This window comes from Rhizobacter sp. P3_C12, from assembly GCF_056402735.1.
In genome coordinates this window covers 12,090-25,856 of sequence record NZ_JBFUGW010000007.1, presented here as the reverse complement: position 1 = coordinate 25,856, position 13,767 = coordinate 12,090, and the positions used below count along the sequence as shown (strand labels likewise).

Genomic DNA, 13,767 nt, shown 5'->3' with positions numbered 1-13,767 from the left:
GCGGGAATGCATCAGCTCGCCGTCTTGGTCTTGCGCGCGGCACGCCGCCCCATGTTTCCAACGAAATCCTCAAGCTGATCATCTGCGACATCGACGTACCGCCCCGCCGAGACGTCGAGCCAACCTTGGCGGGCCGCCTGGTTGAGGGCCTCAAGCTTGCCTTCCTCGATGCGCTCGCGCTCCTCGCAAACCGTCTGCGCTTCGAGTGGCTGGACAGCCGCTCCTGTGCCGCGCTTGCGCAACACCAACTTGCCGGCGTCGATGTCGGACTGGCGCAGCGGCTTGTCCGCACGCGGCTCGGACGAGGTTTTATCGGTGGATGGCTTGCTCATGTCGGTCTGGACTCAAAGGTGTCGCGAATAGCGCAGCATGTGCATTGATGCAGGTATCGTCAAGGCAACCCGGTGCGCCACAGAAATGATGGTGCCTCTGCCGTGGGCTCATGGATTGAGGAACTGACATGCCTGTGACGAGCAACCCGACTGCAAACCGGCTATCGCTGTTGGCCAAGGATGCCGAGCAAGCTGCGAAGTACCTTGACGCCCTGACTTCGCTCCGCAGCAAAGGCCCCGATGCGGACCCTGAAGGCACCATCCACTCAGCACTGATGCACGCAGCCATCGTGGTCTATGCACGCAGCTTCAAGAAGAGCGAGAGGACCAACGGGGAAGCCGACAAGAAAGTCGACCTGGGGCAACTTCAGGTCGCGCAGGATGCCGACCTGAAGGCGCTTCACACGCGCATCGTCGACGCCAGAGACACCATGATTGCGCACTCCGATTGGGACAAGCGGCGCTCAACGGTAGTCGAGAAATCGCCCGTGGAGGGCTCCCCCTCCTTGAGCGTGCTCCGCGCCACAACCATGACCCAGCGCTGGGAGAACATCGACGAGAGGATGTTCAAGAAGCTGGCCGCGCTGGTGCACGAGCAGGCAGGCAACCAAGCCTTCGACCTGGAGCGAAAAATGGGGGAGTGAGGGCCTGAAACAGAAAGGCCTCAGAGGTTTCCCTCTGAGGCCTGCATCATTGTTGGTGGAGAGGAGGAGGATCGAACTCCCGACCTTCGCATTGCGAACGCGACGCTCTCCCAGCTGAGCTACCCCCCCAACAAGGGCGCCAGTCTATCAAAAAAATCGGCGTGTTCGCCCGCCCGGATCGGGGGGCCGGAGCGCTTAAGCTGCGCGCCATGCCCGCCCCCGTCGAGATCCGACTCGCCCTGCCCGAAGACGCGCACGCGATCGCCGCGCTGTCGCGCGAGGCCATCGAGCACGGCCTGCCCTGGCGCTGGACGCCGCAACGCGTGCGCCGCAGCCTGCGCGACCGCAGCACCAATGTGATCGTCGGCCACGAGCAGGGCGTGCTGCACGGCTTCGCGATCATGAAATACGACGACGAGGAAGCGCACCTGCTGCTGCTCGCGGTCGCCGCGGCGCAGCGCCACCGCCATATCGGCTCGACCCTGATGGCCTGGCTCGATGCCACCACCCGCGCCGCGGGCATTGCGGTGATCCGCGTCGAGGCGCGCGCCAGCAACACGCAGGCCCGCTCGTTCTACAAGCACCACGGCTTCCGCGAGACCGGCATCGTCTCCGGCTACTACGAAGACGTCGAAGACGCCGTCCGCATGCGCCGCGACCTGCGCAGCTGATTGCCCCTGCGCCTTCCCGAACCCGCCCGCGCGGACTAAAGTCTGCGCCGGCATCATTTTCGGAGGCAGCATGAAGAAGGTCGTGTGGGGGGTGCTCAGCACCGCGAAGATCGGGCTCGAGAAAGTCATTCCCGGCATGCAGAAGAGCGCCTTCTGCGAGGTGCGCGGCATCGCGTCGCGCTCGCTCGAACCGGCGCAGCGGGCAGCACAGAAGCTCGGGCTGGCCAAGGCCTACGGCTCCTACGAGGAGATGCTCGCCGACCCCGAGATCGAGGCCGTCTACAACCCGCTGCCCAACCACCTGCACATCCCGCTGACGCTGCAGGCCGCGCGCGCCGGCAAGCATGTGCTGTGCGAGAAGCCGGTGTCGATCACCGCACAGGAGGCCGCCGAGCTGCGCACCGTCGCCGACAAGGTGCTCGTCAGCGAGGCCTTCATGGTGCGCTACCACCCGCAGTGGCTGCGCGTGCGCGAGCTGCTGCGCGCCGGCCGCATCGGCACCGTGCGCCAGGTGCAGGTGTTCTTCTCGTACTTCAACGACGACCCCGCCAACATCCGCAACATGGCCGACATCGGCGGCGGCGCGCTGTACGACATCGGCTGCTACGCGATCGTCGCCGGCCGCTTCATGTTCGAGGCCGACCCGAAGCGCGTGATCGCGCTGGTCGACCGCGACCCGAACTTCCACACCGACCGCAGCTGCAGCGCACTCGCCGACTTCGGCGGCGGCCGTCACCTCGATTTCACGGTGTCGACGCAGAGCGTGCCGTACCAGCGCGTGCAGGTGGTCGGCACCACCGGGCGCATCGAGATCCAGATCCCGTTCAATGCGCCGCTCGGCGGCCGGACGAAGATCTTCATCGACGACGGCCGCGCGCTCGACGGCTCGGCCATCGAGACCGAAACCCTCCCCGAGTCCGACCAGTACACGCTGCAGGGCGACGCGTTCTCGCGCGCGGTGCGTGGCGAGATCGCGCTGCCCTACGGCGTCGACGACGCGATCACCAACATGCGGGTGATCGACGCGCTGTTCCGCTCCGAGCGCAGCGAGCGCTGGGAGGCGGTCTGAAACAAGGTCCGATGCCCACACCGCCCACGCCGCCCGCCCAGCCCACCGAGCCCGCCGAACGCTTCGGCCGCCCGCCCACCGGCTGGCGGCTGCGGCTGTTCATCGTGATCTTCGAGGCCGACACCCGCAGCGGCCGGCTGTTCGACCTGGCGCTGGTGTGGCTGATCCTCGCGAGCGTGGCCGTGGTCATGCTCGACAGCTTCGCGTCGCTGCACGCGCGCTGGGGCGAGGTCTTGTCGGCGCTCGAATGGGTGTTCACGGTGCTGTTCAGCCTCGAGTACCTGGCGCGGCTCGCCTGCGTGCAGCGGCCCGGGCGCTATGCCGGCAGCGTGTTCGGCATCATCGACCTGCTGGCGGTGCTGCCGACCTGGGCCGCGCTGGTGGTGCCCGGCCTGCATGCGCTGATCGACGTGCGGGCGCTGCGCCTGCTGCGGCTGTTCCGCATCCTGAAGCTGGCTGCCTACATCGCCGAGTACCGCGCGCTCGGCGAGGCGCTGATGGCCAGCCGCCGCAAGATCCTGGTGTTCCTGAGCTTCGTGCTGCTGGTCACGGTGGTGATGGGCAGCCTGATGTATGCGGTCGAGGGGCCCGGCAACGGCTTCGACAACATCCCGGTGTCGATCTACTGGGCGATCTCGACGATGACCACCGTCGGCTTCGGCGACATCACGCCGAAGACCGGGCTCGGCCGCTTCATCGCGTCGTTCATGATGCTGGTCGGCTGGGGCACGCTCGCGGTGCCGACCGGCATCGTCAGCGCCGAGTTCACCGCGCTGCGCTTCAGGGGGCAGCCCACGCCGCCGACCACCCGCACCTGCCCGGCCTGCCTGACCGAGGGCCATGCCACCGGAGCGCGCTACTGCAGCGATTGCGGTGCGGCGCTGCCCGGCGTTCGATCCTGAGCGCTCAGAAGAACGCCCGCGCATAGTTGATCGGCGCATGGTCCGCCAGGTCGCGCAGCAGCACCGCGCCGGGCTTGCCGGCGTGCTCGCCGAAGTAGGCGGTGCGGGCGCGCATGCGGTCGTCGTCGACCCGTGCCGCATCGGGCCGCTCGACCAGCTCGCCGGCGCTCGTGATGTAGCTGGCCGGCGTCACGTGCGTGTAGGTGCGCAGGCTCGGCGGCAGGTCGGTGACCAGATCGCAGCAGTTGACCAGCCGGATGCGCTGCGGATTGCGCAGCCCTGCCGCAAACACCGCATCGCCGACACGCGGGGAGCCGAGCGTGACCAGCGTTCCCTCGTGCCACACCGAGGCGGCCAGCGTCGCGAGCGCCGCGCCCAGGCTGTGGCCGGTCAGCAGCAGCCCGTTGCGCGGTTTCGCATCGCCATCCAGCCAGTGGCCGATGCGCGGCAGCAAGGTGCGCGCCGCGCCGGCAAAGCCCACATGCACCCGCCCGCTCGCCTCGGGCCACGGCGTCGTCAGTGCATTCAGGTCGTTCGCGAGGTCCACCAGTTCGTCGGGCTGCGTGCCGCGGAAGGCCACCAGCACCAGTCCGTCGGATGGCCGCAGCGCCCCGAAGGCCTGCGAGCCGCTGCCCGCATCGGCGAACAGCCGCGGCGCATCGAAGCCGGCCCGCGCCAGCGCAGCGGCCAGCCGCTCGGCCTCGGTCTTCGAGCCCTCGGCACGCACGTAGGCCAGGCGCGCGGCCTCGGTGGCCAGTTGCAGCAGGGTCGGCTGCGCATCGGGCGTGAACAGCGTGGGCGCCCGCTCGGGCGAGTACAGGGCGGTGCGGCGGGGGTCGTAGGCGATCACGGGGCGCGGCAGAAGCAGGGAGACGCGCATTCTGCGGGCCACGCGGGCCGATGCCCGTACCTGCCTTGCGATGGGCGCGCAAAACCTGAGTTCTGTACGGTGGCAAATCGCAGCGCAGATGACAGGCCCGCCGTTTGCCGCTCAACTGCGCGACTCAGACCCTTCCCGTGTTCAACACCAGAGAGGACAACCCGATGGCCCAAGACAAGCCCCGCCAGACCGCGAGCGACTTCGATCCCGAGGTGCTGCGCCTGTTCGACAAGTACGTGCACGGCCAGATCGACCGCCGCGGCTTCCTCGACGGCGCCCGCAAGTACGCCGTCGGCGGCCTCACCGCCGTCGGCCTGCTCGAGGCGCTGAGCCCGAAATTCGCCGCCGCCGAGCAGGTGCCGAAGACCGACCCGCGCATCGCGGCCGAATCGGTCGAGATCCCGTCGCCGCTCGGCTACGGCAAGGTGCGCGGCTACCTGGTGAAGCCGGCGCGCGTCTCCGGCAAGCTGCCGCTGGTGCTGGTGGTGCACGAGAACCGCGGCCTGAACCCGCACATCGAGGAGATCACGCGCCGCCTCGCGCTCGAGAACTTCATCGCGTTCGCCCCCGACGCGCTGTTCCCGCTCGGCGGCTACCCCGGCGACGAGGACAAGGCCCGCGAGCTGTTCGGCAAGCTCGACCAGGCCAAGACGCAGGAGGATTTCATTGCCGCCGCCAACTTCCTGCGCGCCCACCCGCTGGGCAACGGCAAGCTCGGCGCGGTCGGCTTCTGCTACGGCGGCGGCGTCGTCAACCTGCTGGCCACGCGCGTGCCCGAGCTGGCGGCCGGCGTGCCGTTCTACGGCAACGCGCCGGCGCTCGACAAGGTGGCCGGCATCAAGGCGCCGCTGCTGCTGTTCTTCGCCGACAACGACGAGCGCATCAATGCCGCCTGGCCGCCGTACGAGGCCGCGCTGAAGGCCGCCAAGGTGAAGTTCGACGCCTACAAGTACCCCGGCACCCAGCACGGCTTCAACAACGACACCACGCCGCGCTACGACGACGCGGCCGCGAAACAGGCCTGGACGCGCACGATCGCGTTCTTCAACACCCAGCTGCGCACTGCGGGATGATCCTCGGGGGGCGCGCCCGGCGGCGTGGCTACACTGCGCAGCTTCGCCCAGCCTCGCGCCTCTCAAAGTGTCGGATCGTCTCGCAGTCCTCCCGCAGTACCTTCTCCCCAAGCAAGCGCTGACGCTGCTGGCCGGCCGCATCGCGTCGGCCCGCGGGGGCGCCTCGACCACGCGGCTGATCCGCTGGTTCGTCAAGCGCTACGGCGTCGACATGGCCGAGGCCGCCAACCCCGACATCGCCGCCTACCCGAGCTTCAACGAGTTCTTCACGCGCGCGCTGAAGCCCGGTGCACGGCCGCTCGCGCAGGCCGACCTGATCTGCCCGGTGGACGGCGCGATCAGCCAGTTCGGCCGCATCGAGCACGACCAGATCTTCCAGGCCAAGGGCCACCGCTACAGCACGACGGCGATGGTCGGCGGCGATGCGGCCCTCGCGGGTCAGTTCGACGGCGGCCACTTCGCGACGCTCTACCTGAGCCCGCGCGACTACCACCGCATCCACATGCCCTGCGACGGCCGGCTGCGCCGCATGATCCACGTGCCGGGCGCGCTGTTCTCGGTCAACCCGACCACCGCGCGCGGCGTGCCGGGGCTGTTCGCGCGCAACGAGCGCGTGGTGTGCGTGTTCGACGGCCCGCGCGGGCCGTTCGTGCTGGCGCTGGTCGGCGCCACCATCGTCGGCAGCATGGCGACGGTGTGGCATGGCGTGGTCAACCCGCCGCGCAGCGGCACGCTGCGCGAATGGCGCTACGACGACGATGCACCACCGGTCACGCTGAAGCAGGGTGACGAGATGGGGCGCTTCCTGCTCGGCTCGACGGTCGTGATGCTGTTCCCGGCCGGGCCGCTGGCCTTCAACCCGGCCTGGGAGCCGGCACTGCCGATCCGCCTCGGCGAGGCGATGGCCTCACTTCAGTCCGCCTGACAGGAACGCGCGCAGCCGCTCGCTGCGCGGCCTCGCCAGCACCTCGCGGGGGTCGCCCTCCTCCTCGACGACGCCCTGGTGCAGGAACATCACGCGCCGCGACACCTCGGCCGCGAACGCCATCTCGTGGGTGACGACGATCATCGTGCGCCCCTCGCCGGCCAGCTCGCGCATCACCTTCAGCACCTCGCCGACGAGTTCCGGGTCGAGCGCCGAGGTCGGCTCGTCGAACAGCATCACCTGCGGCTCCATCGCGAGCGCCCGCGCGATCGCGACGCGCTGCTGCTCGCCGCCCGACAGCTGCGACGGATAGAGGCCCTTGCGGTGCAGCACGCCGACGCGCGCGAGCAGCGCCTCGGCGCGCTCCACGGCCTGCGCCTTCGGCACGCCGAGCACGTGGACCGGGGCCTCGATCACGTTCTCGAGCGCCGTCATGTGCGCCCACAGGTTGAAGTGCTGGAACACCATCGCGAGCCTGCTGCGCAGCCGTTGCAGCTGCTTCGCGTCGGCAGCCTGCAGCCGGCCGTCGCGGCCCGGCTTCAGCGCGATCGCTTCGCCCGACAGCGTGATGCGCCCCGCATCGGGCTGCTCCAGCAGGTTGATGCAGCGCAGCAGCGTGCTCTTGCCGGAGCCGGAGGAGCCGATGATGCTGATCACGTCGCCCTGGCTGGCGGTGAGCGAGACGCCCTTCAGCACCTCGACGGCGCCGAATTTCTTGTGCAGGTCCTCGACCTGGAGTTGCACCCTCCGCGGGTCCGTCATCAATCGCTCGACAGCTTGCCGCTGCGCATCGGCGTGGTGCCTGCCACCTTGAACAAGGGCCTTCCCGCGATGGCATAGCGCACGCGGTCGCGCGCGAAGAACAGGCCATCGGTGCGGGTGTGCAGCGAATGCACCTCGCCGCTGATCGGGTCGATCACGTCGGCGATCAGGTCGCCAGCGTGCACCACTTCGCCGGGCTCGCGGTGGTAGGCGACCACGCCGCTGACCGGCGCGGACACCACCTCGGTGCCCGACAGGGGCGTGGCGGGGAACAACAGCGGCGGCAGCGTGGGCGCCGGGCCGTCGACCAGGCCGCGCAGCGTCAGGAAATCGAGCAGCGCCTCCGCATCGGCCGCAGCCTGCGGGTGCGTCACGCTGGTCTCGCCGCGCAGCTCCACCGTGACCGACAGGCAGCCGAGCGGCACCGGGCGCTGCTCGCCGAAATGCGCGGCGAGCTGCCACCAGGTCTGCGAGCACGCCTCGTCGAACGGGTTGTCGCCCGACTCCAGCGCCAGCAGCGAGGCCTGCGCGCCCAGGCAGCGTGCGAGCGGCTCGACCTCGGACCACAGCGGCGTGCCGGTGTAGAGGTGGGCCACCGATTCGCTGTCGCAATGCAGGTCGAGCACCACCTCGGCATCGCAGGCCAGCGCCATCAGCGTCTTGCGCTGGCTCATCAGCTCATGGGTCTCGGGCAGCGCCTGCACCACCTCGCGCAGCGCCTCGCGCACCCTTTGCGCATTGGCGACAGGGTCGTCGCCCAGCAGCGCCTCGATGCGCGAGCGCACCGGCTCGAACAGTGCCGGATAGTGCCGGTTGAAGTTCTCGCCGCTGCCGAGCTCGAAGCGGCCGATCGGCATGCGCAGCAGTTGCTGGTCGAGCCCGATCGGATTCGCCACCGGCACGACGATGACCTCGGCGCGCAGGCGTCCTTCGCTCTCGAGCTGCGCCAGCCGCAGGCGCAGGTGGTGCGCGACCAGCATGCCGGGCAGCTCGTCGGCATGCAGCGAAGCCTGCACGTAGACCTTGCGCCCGCTGTCCTGCGGGCCGTAGTGGAAGCTGACGATCTCGCGCCGGGTCAGCAGCGAGGCGCCTTTCAGCGGGTGGTGTCGGGTTTGCATCGGAAGGTGGGTCGAGATTCAGGAGCGGGGTCGGAGGTGGCGCGCCCAGCGGGCTTCGGCGCGCCGGAACAGCGCCACCAGCGCGAACGTGATCGCCAGGTAGAACAGCGCCGCGGTGATGAAGGCCGGGAACGGCAGGAAGAAGCGCGAGTTGACATCGCGCGCGACGCCGGTCAGGTCGAGCAGCGTGACGATGCTCGCGAGCGAGGTGGCGTGCAGCATCAGCACCACCTCGTTGCCATAGCCCGGCAGCGCCCGCCGCAGCGCCGACGGCAGCAGGATGCGCCGCACCATCAGCAGCCAGGGCATGCCGACGCTGCGCGCCGCCTCGATCTCGCCCGGCGGCGTCGTGCGGATCGCCCCGGCGACGATCTCGGTGGTGTACGCGCAGGTGTTGATCGCGAACGCGGCCACCGCGCAGAACCAGGCGCTCGACAGCAGCGGCCACAGCAGGCTCGCGCGCACCGCCTCGAACTGCGCGAGGCCGTAGTACAGCAGGAACAGCTGCACCAGCAGCGGCGTGCCGCGGACCACGAAGGTGAAGCACCACACCGGCATCCACCAGCGGCGCCGGCTCGAGGCGCGCATCACGCCGAGCGGGATCGCGCCCAGCAGGCCGAGCGCCAGCGACATCGCCAGCAGCCGCAGCGTCGTCCACGCACCGGACAGGTACAGCGGCAGGTTGTCGACGATGGCGTCGAAGCTCACCGCGCGGCCTTCACAACGAGACGGCCGGCACGCCCGGCGACCAGCGCTTCTCGAGCGCGCGCAGCGCGAGCACCGAGGCCGTCGTGATCAGCAGGTAGCCGGCGGCCGCGGCCAGGTAGAAGGTGAACGGCTCGCGCGTGGCGCCGGCGGCCTGCCCGGCCTTCTGCATCATGTCGGTCAGCCCGATCACCGACACCAGCGCGGTCGACTTCACCAGCACCAGCCAGTTGTTCGCGAAGCCGGGCAAGGCGAGCCGCAGCATCTGCGGCAGCACGATGCGCCGGAACACCAGCAGCGGCGTCATGCCGAAGGCCAGCCCCGCCTCGGCCTGGCCGTGCGGGATCGCGAGGATCGCGCCGCGGAAGGTCTCGGTCAGGTAGGCGCCGAAGATGAAGCCGAGCGTCGCGACGCCGGCCACGAACGGGTCGATGTCGACGTACTCGTCGATGCCCAGGTGCGGTGCGATCTCGTTCACCGCGAGCTGGCCGCCGTAGAAGACCAGCAACATCAGCACCAGGTCGGGCACGCCGCGGATCAGCGTCGTGTAGACGGTCGCGCCGCGCCGCCAGAACGCCGAGCCCGACAGCTTCGCCGCCGCACCCGCCAGGCCCAGCAGCACCGCGACGGCCAGCGACGCGACGGCCACGCCCAGCGTCAGGCGCAGCCCCTCCAGCAGGCTCGGCAGGTAGCCGTGCAGCATCACTGGCCGAAGATGTCGTAGTTGAAGTACTTCGCCGCGAGCTTCTGGTAGGTGCCGTTCGCGCGGATCGCCTTGATCGCGGCGTTCAGCCGGTCACGCAGTTCGGTGTCGCCCTGGCGCAGCGCGATGCCGGCGCCGCTGCCGAAATACTCCGGATCCCGGTAGTCCGGCCCGACGAAGCCGAAGCCCTTGCCGGCCGGCGTCTTCAGGAAGCCGATGTCGCCGGCGATGCCGTCGACCATCGTCGCATCGATTCGACCGGCCGCGAGATCCAGGTAGACCTCGTCCTGGCTCGCGTAGCGCACGATGGTCGCCTCGGTGAACTTGGCGCTCACGTAGCGGTCGTTGATGGTGGTGCGCTGCACACCGATGCGCGTGCCCTTGAAGCGCGCCGGCGTGCCGTCGATCGGCGAGCCGGTCTTCGCGATCAGCTTGTTCGCGCTGTTGTAGTACTTGTCGGTGAATCCGACCACCTTCAGCCGTTCGGGCGTGATCGACATCGAGGCGACCACCATGTCGACCTTGCGCGACTGCAGCGACGGGATCAGGCCGTCGAACTCCTGCTGCACCAGCGTGCAGCGGGACTTCATCTCGGTGCACAGCGCGTTCGCGATGTCGATGTCGAAGCCCTGCAGCTTGCCGTCGGGGCCGACGGTGCTGAACGGCGGGTAGGCGCCTTCGACGCCGACGCGCAGCTTCGACAGGTCGGCCGCCTGCGCACCCGGCAGGGCGAACAGCGCGGCGAGCAGCAGCATCACGGGGAGGAATCGTTTCATCGGGGGCTCCGGCAGGGGTTCGGGACCGCATTGCAAGTCCCGAACCATACCGCGCCCCGGCATCACTGCGAGTAGGGGGTGAGACCGATCAGCTTCATCCGTTCCTCGAAGCTCGGCGGCGTGGCCGTCAGTTCGTGGCCAGGCGCCGCGGCGGCCGCCACCTCGGCGGCTTCCGGGGTGCGGCCGATCAGCGCCATGCGCTCCAGGTACTCCTTCTGGCGCTCGGCGGCGTTCTGCGCCGGAGTCTCGGGCGGCAACGGCGCGGCCTGTTCGCCGGGCTCGGGGGTGCGGCCGATCAGGTGCATGCGTTCGACGTAGGCGGCGTCCGGGTCGGCCGGACCGGAGGGCACGGCGGCCCAGGCGGCGCCCTGCGTGGCGAGCGCGGCCAGGGAGGAAACGAGGATCATCAGGGATCTCATGGGACATCCTTTCGCAGGGAGTGGAGGTGTGCGGGTTGGGTCACCCGCCGGCCATCGCCGTTCCCTGCCCCACCCCGGCTTTACCCGGTGAAACCCTGATGCCACACCGCGCGATGCGCATGACATCTGCCGTCGCAATCGATCTCATCAAAACGATCGACGAGATCGCGCAAAACCCGGCGCTAGACTGCGCCGATGACCTCGCCCGACGACGACACCTCCCCTGCCCCCGCGTCCGACAAACCCCGCCCCGGCGACACCTACGTGCAGTCGTTCGCACGCGGCCTGAGCGTCATCCGGTCCTTCAGCGCGAAGGCGCCGCAGCAGACGCTCAGCGAGGTCGCGCAGCGCACCGGCCTGACGCGCGCCGGTGCACGCCGCATCCTGCTGACGCTGGAAGGCCTGGGCTATGTGGAGAGCCAGGGCCGGCAGTTCCGGCTCACGCCGAAGATCCTCGACCTCGGCTTCGCCTACCTGTCGTCGCTGCCGCTGTGGAACCTGGCCGAGCCGGTGATGGAGGCGCTGGTCGAACAGGTGAAGGAATCGAGCTCGGCGGCGGTGCTCGAGGGTGGCGACATCGTCTACGTGCTGCGGGTGCCGACGCACAAGATCATGAGCATCAACCTGGGCATCGGCAGCCGGCTGCCGGCTTACTGCACCTCGATGGGCCGCACGCTGCTGGCCGGGCTGGCACCGGACGAGCTCGACCAGCGCATCGACGCGATGACCCTCACCGCCCGCACGCCGCACACCGAGACCGACCCGCAGCGCCTGAAGGGCCTGATCGCGCAGGTKCGGCGCCAGGGCTGGAGCCTCGTCAGCCAGGAGCTGGAGGAAGGACTGGTGTCGATGTCGGCGCCGATCCGCGACCGCTCCGGCCGCGCGATCGCCGCGCTGAACATCAGCGGGCAGGTGAACCGCACGCCGCCGGGGCACATGCTGGAGGTGTTCCTGCCGAAGCTGCTGGAGGCGGCGGACACGATCTCACGGTTGTTGCAGATGAAGACATAGAGGCTGGCGTAGTTCTGCGCGAGCGATGCGCAGGAACACGCATGGCGCCCCGGGTGACAACCCGGGMTCAAYYCCCACTTGTTCGCTTGTCACCTCCCCGCACCCGCCTTCCGCGCCAACAACCCGAACTACATCCGCACCCAGCGCAACGCGAGGATGTCGTCGGGCCACTGCACCGCCTTCACCTTCTTCTGCATCGCCCAGCTCAGCGTGCGCCGGTACAGCGGCACGTAGGGCAGGTCTTCGGCGATCAGGCGCAGCGCGACGCCGACCATCGCGCGCCGGCGCATCAGGTCGGGCTCGACGCGGATGCTGTCGATCAGCGTGTCCAGCGCCGGGTTGCTGTAGCGGCCGACGTTGAAGGTGCCCGCCCCGCCCTTGCCGTGGCTGTGGAACAGCGCGTTCAGCGTGGCCCAGGCATCGGTGGTCGGCGTCCAGCCGAACTCGACGAAGCTGCCGGTGGCCTGGCTCAGCTTCGGGAAGAACTGGTTGGTCCCCGACGAGCGCAGCGTCGTGCGGATGCCCACCTGCGCCAGCATCGCGGTGGCGGCCTGGCAGACGTTCTCGCGCCAGGCGATGTTCACGCAGTCGAGCGTCACCGCGAAGCCGTCCGGGTAGCCGGCCTGCGCGAGCAGCTTCTTCGCGGCAGCGGGGTCGTACGGCAGGCGCTTGTCCAACTCGCCCAGCGAGCCATCGACCATCGGCGACAGGAAGGCCCCGGTCGGCGTGCCCTGCCCGCGCAGCACCTTGCCGACGATCAGGTCGACGTTGACCGCCTGGTAGACCGCCTGGCGCACCCGCCGGTCCTTGAACGGGTTGCGGCCCTTCACGTCGGCATCGAGCAGCTGCTCGCGCGACTGGTCGAATGCGAGGTATTGCTGGCCCAGGTCGGCCACCTGCAGCACCGTCAGGCCCGGGTCGGTCTTCAGGCGCGCCACGTCCTGGAACGGCGGGTCCAGCACCAGGTCGACCTCGCCGGAGCTCAGCGCCGCGAGCCGCGTCGCCTCCTGGCGGATCGGCAGGAACGTCACCTCGTCGAGGTTGCCGTTGCGCTTGTCGCCGCGGCCCCACCACTCCCCGTTCGCCTTCAGCACCACGCGCACGTCCGGCTCGTAGCGATCGAGCCGGAACGGCCCGGTGCCGTTGGCATTGCGCACCGCGAAGGTCTCCTGCTTGCCGTTGAAGTCCTGCGCGCGCTCGATGCCGTGCCTGCTGGCCCAGGCCTTGCTCATGATGCCGATGAACGGCAGCTTCTCGGGAAACACCGCGTCGGGCGAACTCAACACGAAATCGACCGCCAGCGCGTCGACCTTGCGGACCTCGGCCACGGCCCCAAGCTGGAAGGCGCGCTGCGACGGCGGCTGGCGCGCCCGGTCGATCGAGAAGATCACGTCGTCGGCGCTCATCGGCGTGCCGTCGTGGAAGACCACGCCGGGCCGCAGCCGGAAGCGCCAGGTGCGGTCGTTCAGCGCCTGCCATGACAGCGCGAGCGCCGGCTCGAGCCGGAACTGCTCGTCGCGCCCGACCAGCGACTCGTACACCTGCGTGATGACCCGCGAGTGGTACAGCAGCGCGAGCGCATGCGGGTCCATCGTCTGCGGATCGAAACCGCTGGCCACCCGCAGGCTGGCCCCCGACGCCGCCACCGCGGCGCAGGCCATCCACGCACCGACGAGCGCCGTGCGCCAGCGCCACATGTTCCGCCCCATGAGCCTTCCCCCGCAGTTGGATGCCTGGATGATCGCAAAGACAGGCCCGAATCTGGGTTACAACTGCA

General features: G+C 69.5%; 16 protein-coding genes and 1 tRNA gene. 7 read left to right on the top strand and 10 right to left on the bottom strand.

Going from position 1 to position 13,767, the window contains the following annotated elements; translation table 11 throughout:
• Positions 1-11: 11 nt before the first annotated feature.
• Positions 12-332 carry a type II toxin-antitoxin system ParD family antitoxin gene (locus AC1DXV_RS02690; protein ID WP_477871916.1) on the bottom strand — a complete coding sequence of 107 codons (321 nt, stop codon included), beginning with the start codon at positions 330-332 and terminating at the stop codon, positions 12-14.
• 128 nt (positions 333-460) lie between these two features.
• Here AC1DXV_RS02690 and AC1DXV_RS02685 point away from each other — a divergent pair, with 128 nt between their 5' ends.
• On the top strand, positions 461-976 hold the full coding sequence (locus AC1DXV_RS02685; protein WP_477871914.1) for a hypothetical protein: 516 nt from the start codon (positions 461-463) through the stop codon (positions 974-976).
• A 53-nt stretch (positions 977-1,029) separates the two neighbouring features.
• Here the strand turns inward: AC1DXV_RS02685 and AC1DXV_RS02680 are convergent.
• Positions 1,030-1,105, bottom strand: a tRNA-Ala gene (locus AC1DXV_RS02680).
• 80 nt (positions 1,106-1,185) lie between these two features.
• Between AC1DXV_RS02680 and AC1DXV_RS02675 the strand changes: the two genes are divergently transcribed.
• The 3 genes from AC1DXV_RS02675 (at position 1,186) to AC1DXV_RS02665 (ending at position 3,618) form a co-directional block, all read left to right on the top strand.
• Positions 1,186-1,647 (top strand): GNAT family N-acetyltransferase, encoded by a 462-nt coding sequence (locus AC1DXV_RS02675; protein ID WP_477871912.1) that lies wholly within the window; start codon positions 1,186-1,188, stop codon positions 1,645-1,647.
• 70 nt (positions 1,648-1,717) lie between these two features.
• The gene (locus AC1DXV_RS02670; RefSeq protein ID WP_477871910.1) at positions 1,718-2,716 is read left to right on the top strand and encodes a Gfo/Idh/MocA family protein; all 999 of its coding nucleotides are present in this window, start codon (positions 1,718-1,720) and stop codon (positions 2,714-2,716) included.
• 11 nt (positions 2,717-2,727) lie between these two features.
• Positions 2,728-3,618 (top strand): ion transporter, encoded by an 891-nt coding sequence (locus tag AC1DXV_RS02665; protein ID WP_477932352.1) that lies wholly within the window; start codon positions 2,728-2,730, stop codon positions 3,616-3,618.
• Between the two features lie 4 nt (positions 3,619-3,622).
• On the opposite strand, the gene AC1DXV_RS02660 is transcribed toward AC1DXV_RS02665, so the two are convergent.
• Entirely contained in the window at positions 3,623-4,498 is an 876-nt protein-coding gene (locus tag AC1DXV_RS02660) for a lipase family protein (protein WP_477870849.1), read from the bottom strand.
• Positions 4,499-4,662: 164 nt separating this feature from the next.
• Between AC1DXV_RS02660 and AC1DXV_RS02655 the strand changes: the two genes are divergently transcribed.
• Positions 4,663-5,571: a dienelactone hydrolase family protein gene (locus AC1DXV_RS02655; RefSeq protein ID WP_477870851.1), complete on the top strand. Its 909-nt coding sequence runs from the start codon at positions 4,663-4,665 to the stop codon at positions 5,569-5,571.
• 67 nt (positions 5,572-5,638) lie between these two features.
• A complete protein-coding gene (gene asd / locus AC1DXV_RS02650) occupies positions 5,639-6,496 on the top strand; it encodes an archaetidylserine decarboxylase (protein WP_477870853.1) in 858 nt (285 codons plus the stop codon).
• Here the strand turns inward: asd and AC1DXV_RS02645 are convergent.
• The 6 genes from AC1DXV_RS02645 to AC1DXV_RS02620 form a co-directional block, all read right to left on the bottom strand.
• Entirely contained in the window at positions 6,479-7,258 is a 780-nt protein-coding gene (locus AC1DXV_RS02645; RefSeq protein WP_477932350.1) for an ABC transporter ATP-binding protein, read from the bottom strand. The genes asd and AC1DXV_RS02645 overlap by 18 nt on opposite strands.
• The gene (locus AC1DXV_RS02640) at positions 7,258-8,376 is read right to left on the bottom strand and encodes a succinylglutamate desuccinylase/aspartoacylase family protein (protein ID WP_477932348.1); all 1,119 of its coding nucleotides are present in this window, start codon (positions 8,374-8,376) and stop codon (positions 7,258-7,260) included. The genes AC1DXV_RS02645 and AC1DXV_RS02640 overlap by 1 nt, the downstream gene beginning before the upstream one ends.
• Positions 8,377-8,394: 18 nt before the next feature.
• Positions 8,395-9,084, bottom strand: a complete 690-nt coding sequence (locus tag AC1DXV_RS02635; RefSeq protein WP_477870640.1) for an ABC transporter permease — start codon at positions 9,082-9,084, stop codon at positions 8,395-8,397.
• Positions 9,085-9,094: 10 nt separating this feature from the next.
• Complete coding sequence (locus AC1DXV_RS02630) at positions 9,095-9,784, bottom strand: ABC transporter permease (RefSeq protein WP_477870638.1); 690 nt, start codon at positions 9,782-9,784, stop codon at positions 9,095-9,097.
• A complete protein-coding gene (locus AC1DXV_RS02625) occupies positions 9,784-10,560 on the bottom strand; it encodes an ABC transporter substrate-binding protein (protein ID WP_477870636.1) in 777 nt (258 codons plus the stop codon). Before AC1DXV_RS02625 ends, AC1DXV_RS02630 begins: the two co-directional genes overlap by 1 nt.
• A gap of 62 nt (positions 10,561-10,622) precedes the next feature.
• The gene (locus tag AC1DXV_RS02620) at positions 10,623-10,979 is read right to left on the bottom strand and encodes a hypothetical protein (RefSeq protein ID WP_477870634.1); all 357 of its coding nucleotides are present in this window, start codon (positions 10,977-10,979) and stop codon (positions 10,623-10,625) included.
• Between the two features lie 195 nt (positions 10,980-11,174).
• On the opposite strand from AC1DXV_RS02620, the gene AC1DXV_RS02615 reads away from it, so the two are divergent.
• On the top strand, positions 11,175-11,990 hold the full coding sequence (locus tag AC1DXV_RS02615; RefSeq protein ID WP_477840995.1) for an IclR family transcriptional regulator: 816 nt from the start codon (positions 11,175-11,177) through the stop codon (positions 11,988-11,990).
• 128 nt (positions 11,991-12,118) lie between these two features.
• Here the strand turns inward: AC1DXV_RS02615 and AC1DXV_RS02610 are convergent, their stop codons facing one another.
• On the bottom strand, positions 12,119-13,699 hold the full coding sequence (locus AC1DXV_RS02610) for an ABC transporter substrate-binding protein (RefSeq protein WP_477932346.1): 1,581 nt from the start codon (positions 13,697-13,699) through the stop codon (positions 12,119-12,121).
• Between the last annotated feature and the right edge of the window lie 68 nt (positions 13,700-13,767).

Bases quoted from the DNA above. Each gene is read 5' to 3' on its own strand.
- AC1DXV_RS02690 (WP_477871916.1), bottom strand. From the start codon at position 332: ATGAGCAAGCCATCCACCGATAAAACCTCGTCCGAGCCGCGTGCGGAC.
- AC1DXV_RS02685 (WP_477871914.1), top strand. From the start codon at position 461: ATGCCTGTGACGAGCAACCCGACTGCAAACCGGCTATCGCTGTTGGCC.
- AC1DXV_RS02675 (WP_477871912.1), top strand. From the start codon at position 1,186: ATGCCCGCCCCCGTCGAGATCCGACTCGCCCTGCCCGAAGACGCGCAC.
- AC1DXV_RS02670 (WP_477871910.1), top strand. From the start codon at position 1,718: ATGAAGAAGGTCGTGTGGGGGGTGCTCAGCACCGCGAAGATCGGGCTC.
- AC1DXV_RS02665 (WP_477932352.1), top strand. From the start codon at position 2,728: ATGCCCACACCGCCCACGCCGCCCGCCCAGCCCACCGAGCCCGCCGAA.
- AC1DXV_RS02660 (WP_477870849.1), bottom strand. From the start codon at position 4,498: ATGCGCGTCTCCCTGCTTCTGCCGCGCCCCGTGATCGCCTACGACCCC.
- AC1DXV_RS02655 (WP_477870851.1), top strand. From the start codon at position 4,663: ATGGCCCAAGACAAGCCCCGCCAGACCGCGAGCGACTTCGATCCCGAG.
- AC1DXV_RS02645 (WP_477932350.1), bottom strand. From the start codon at position 7,258: ATGACGGACCCGCGGAGGGTGCAACTCCAGGTCGAGGACCTGCACAAG.
- AC1DXV_RS02640 (WP_477932348.1), bottom strand. From the start codon at position 8,376: ATGCAAACCCGACACCACCCGCTGAAAGGCGCCTCGCTGCTGACCCGG.
- AC1DXV_RS02630 (WP_477870638.1), bottom strand. From the start codon at position 9,784: ATGCTGCACGGCTACCTGCCGAGCCTGCTGGAGGGGCTGCGCCTGACG.
- AC1DXV_RS02625 (WP_477870636.1), bottom strand. From the start codon at position 10,560: ATGAAACGATTCCTCCCCGTGATGCTGCTGCTCGCCGCGCTGTTCGCC.
- AC1DXV_RS02620 (WP_477870634.1), bottom strand. From the start codon at position 10,979: ATGAGATCCCTGATGATCCTCGTTTCCTCCCTGGCCGCGCTCGCCACG.
- AC1DXV_RS02610 (WP_477932346.1), bottom strand. From the start codon at position 13,699: ATGGGGCGGAACATGTGGCGCTGGCGCACGGCGCTCGTCGGTGCGTGG.